Source organism: Terriglobus sp. YAF25, assembly GCF_052113305.1.
Lineage (GTDB): Bacteria > Acidobacteriota > Terriglobia > Terriglobales > Acidobacteriaceae > Terriglobus.
Genome location: NZ_JBFRCY010000494.1, coordinates 1 through 3,545, shown reverse-complemented (window position 1 = coordinate 3,545; position 3,545 = coordinate 1). Strand labels below are relative to the sequence as shown.

Here is a 3,545-nt window from a genome sequence, read left to right as displayed (position 1 = left end):
CTATCTGGCCCAGCATCCTCCTGTCCCACTTGGGCAGATCAACCTGAATCTGAACTTTGACGAGATTCTGCCGCTGGGGATGGGCTCAGAGCTTCATGCGGGCGGTGTGCAGCGCACCAGCTTTTATCCCACGATGGAGGCGGCCGGAAAGAAGTTCGGATATACGATCCCGGCACCTCGGCCTGATGTGAGCGGAGGCTACTACCGCTCCGATCACTTCTCCTTCGCGCATGCAGGTGTCCCGGCCTTTTCGCTCGGCCAGGGCGGGACCTACAAGGGGCATGACAAGGATTGGGGACGCAAGCAAGCTGAGCTTTTCAATCAGAACGACTATCACAACGTGAGTGACAACTTCCGTCCTGAGTGGGACTTCAGCGGGTTGGCGAATCTGTGCCGGCTGGGGATTGAGCTGGGGTATGTGTCGTTGACGCAGCCGCCGATTACGTGGAATCCGGGAGATGAGTTTGAGGCGGCGCGGAAGCAAAGCTTGAGCAAATGAATGATTGAAGAATTGAATGATTGAATAAGGTTCGAGCTGGCGCTCGAACGTGGGGGCACCCCAGCGCATGGGCCTGTCAAAAGCAGGTCCTTCGCTTTGCTCAGGATGACAAGCAAAGTTCGAACGGAAGAAGAAAGCCCCAGGGTCTCCGGGGCCTTCTGATTTATTCAATCATTCCTTCATTCAATTTGTTTCTACGCGAACTGCTCCAAAAAGCGCATGTCGCCGGAGTAGAACTGGCCGATGTCGCCTACGCCGTAGAGCATCATGGCGATGCGCTCTACGCCCATGCCGAAGGCGAAGCCTGAGAGCTTCTTCGCGTCGTAGTTGACGAAGCCGAAGACGGCTGGGTCGACCATGCCGCAGCCCAGCAGTTCGATCCAGCCGGAGTACTTGCATTTGCGGCAGCCCTTCTGGCCGCAGAACGGGCAGCTGATCTGCACGTCGGCGCTGGGCTCTGTGAATGGGAAGAACGAGGGGAAGAAGCGTGTCTTCACGTCCGAACCGAAGAGCGCCTTCATCGCGTGGTCCAGCGTTCCCTTCAGGTCGCTGAAGGTGATGTTGGTATCGACACAGAGTCCTTCGACCTGATGGAAGACCGGCGAGTGGGTGGCATCGGCGGCATCGTTGCGGTGCACCTTGCCGGGGATCACGATGCGGAGGGGCGGCGGCTGCTTCTCCATGGTGCGAATTTGCACCGGAGAGGTGTGTGTGCGCATGAGCAGGCGCTCGCGCAGCGGCTTGCCTTCCTGCCCGGCGATCACCAGAGTGTCCTGGGTATCGCGAGCGGGATGGTTCGGAGGGAAGTTCAGGCTTTCGAAGTTGTAGAAGTCGGTCTCGACCTCCGGGCCGGTGCCGACGGAGTAGCCCATTGCCTTGAAGACGCCGACGACCTGCTGCATGGTCTTGACCAGCGGATGCTCCACACCGATGCGAGGGGAGATGCCGGGCAAAGAGATATCGAGGGATGCCGCTTTCTTATCACTGCCGACGGCAGAGCCACCTTCAAGAGCGGCCTCGATCTCCTGCTTCAACTGGTTGAAGCGCATGCCCAGGGCCTTCTTTGCCTCGACGGGAGCGGTCTTCAGCCATGCATCGCTGACCAGCTTCAGCCGGCCCTGTTTGCGTCCCAGCCACTCCAGGCGGAAGTTCTCCACGGCTTCGGGAGAGGCAAGGGTGGCCGCTTCGCGGCGCACCTCATCCAGCAGGCCGGTGAAGGCCTGGTCCAGGGCAGCTTCGCTGTAGTCGTTCAGTTGCGGAATCAAATCACTCATACGCCGTGTATCAGGATAAATGGCTCCGTTGGGGCGAATGGAAGAATTGAATGATTCAGGTTCCCGCATCATCACGACCGGTGTTGCTGCTGGAGACACCGGTCACGATGATGCGCACTTCAGCCAGCATGACTAGAGGGGAATGATTGCCGAGAGGACGACGATCAGCATCATGGCACCAAGGATCAGACTGCGCCTGTCTTCCAGGGCGTAGACCACGGGATCTTCGTCCAGATCGCCGCGTGAGGCCACCATCCAAAGCCTGCTGACCCACAGGATGATGATCGGGATCAGCAGCCACAGGCGGGTGATGTGCGGATACAGGTTCTGCGCGGTCAGTGAGTTGAGATAGAGCGCCAGAACGACGACGGCCGCGTATCCGCTGGCCGCGCCGAAGGTACGCAACTGCTCCAGATCGCTGACCCGGTAACCGCGTCCGGCGGCGTTGTCTTTTTCGCGGGCGCGCAGGTTCTCCAGTTCTGCAAATCGCTTGGCGAAGGCCAGCGAGAGGAAGAAGAAGATGCTGAAGGCGCCCAGCCAGGTGGTGACCGTAATCCCCGTCGACACCGAGCCAACGACGATGCGTACGGTGTAAAGCATAGAAAGGACGATGACATCCACCAGCATCATGCGCTTCAGCCGGAAGCTGTAGCTGAGCGTCATGGCGGCGTAGATCGCCAGCCACAGAAGGAACTTATGGGGTTGCTGCAACCAGGTGTAGCTCGGAACCGCRTGGAAGAGATAGGGAAGCGCAACCGCCAGAAGGACCGAGACTGCCAGGAAGCTGGCAATGATGGCGAAACCGGCCCCTACGCTCAGGTCGGCTGCGGCAAACGGGCGCAGACGTTTGCGCGGGTGCCTGCGGTCGACTTCTAAGTCCAATAGATCGTTGATGATGTAGGTTGCCGATGCGCAGAAGCTAAAGCTCAGAAAGGCGACGGTGGCGCCGACAACGGTATTCCAGCGGATCTGGTGCGCCAGCAGCAGTGGCAGGAAGATCAGGACGTTCTTGGCCCACTGGTGAATACGGATGGCCTTGAGGAAGGCCTTCAGCGCTGGTTTCTTGTCCTCGAATACCCGCACCGGGACGGTGCCGGAGCGCTTCATGGCGACTTTCAAGCGTCCGTGCGGGTTGGCGACCATCGGCGTCTCGCATGCGGCCAGAAGCCTGGCGTCGGGCAGAGCGTTGCCGATGTAGCAGAAGCCCCCAGGGAACATTTCCTGAAAAGCTGTGAGTTTATTTTTTCCGGCCAGATTGATCTTACCGTCGCTGGCCAAAACGCCATCAAAGATACCCAAGTGGCTGGCCACACGGTCAGCGAGAGCTTTCTCGGCGGCCGTAGCCAGATAAATCTTCCGTCCGCGGGCTTTTTCTTCGCGCAGGTACTGCAGGAGCACGTGATTGTAGGGCAGATGCGCGGCATCGAGCATTACGACTGAGGTGACATTTCGTTTGAAGGCGGCTTTGCCCTGGCGCAGCCAGCCGAAGGCCTTCAGAATGCTGCCCGGCGAATGCCGCAGCATGACCATCAGAGCGTCGTGCAGGGTATCGCTTTTTACGAGCGTTCCGTCCAGATCTACACAAAGTGGTACGTCCACTCGCTGGGTTGGAGCGTCTATCGTTTGAAGTTCTACTGGCAAGATCACCGCCTTAGGCTATGGCTCGATTATAAATTCGCGTCAGTTTTGAGAAACCTTCTGCGGGGGTCGTCCGTATTTTGAAGTACGCTTGCACTAGCCCCCAGGACAATTTCCTAGCTCTGTCCGGGGAG

Annotated in this window: 3 protein-coding genes; 1 reads left to right on the top strand and 2 read right to left on the bottom strand. The window is 58.8% G+C overall.

The genetic code is table 11. From position 1 onward, the window contains the following. A partial coding sequence (locus tag AB4043_RS18705; RefSeq protein WP_442307754.1) for a M28 family peptidase occupies positions 1-499 on the top strand: 499 nt, incomplete at its 5' end. Between the two features lie 194 nt (positions 500-693). Here the strand turns inward: AB4043_RS18705 and pheS are convergent. Together pheS and AB4043_RS18695 are read right to left on the bottom strand one after the other, a co-directional pair. Then, on the bottom strand, positions 694-1,773 hold the full coding sequence (gene pheS, locus AB4043_RS18700; protein ID WP_442301407.1) for a phenylalanine--tRNA ligase subunit alpha: 1,080 nt from the start codon (positions 1,771-1,773) through the stop codon (positions 694-696). A 132-nt stretch (positions 1,774-1,905) separates the two neighbouring features. Continuing rightward, positions 1,906-3,372 (bottom strand): UbiA family prenyltransferase, encoded by a 1,467-nt coding sequence (locus AB4043_RS18695; protein ID WP_442301408.1) that lies wholly within the window; start codon positions 3,370-3,372, stop codon positions 1,906-1,908. Between the last annotated feature and the right edge of the window lie 173 nt (positions 3,373-3,545).

Coding starts and splice junctions, on each gene's coding strand:
- pheS (WP_442301407.1), bottom strand. CDS start 1,773: ATGAGTGATTTGATTCCGCAACTGAACGACTACAGCGAAGCTGCCCTG.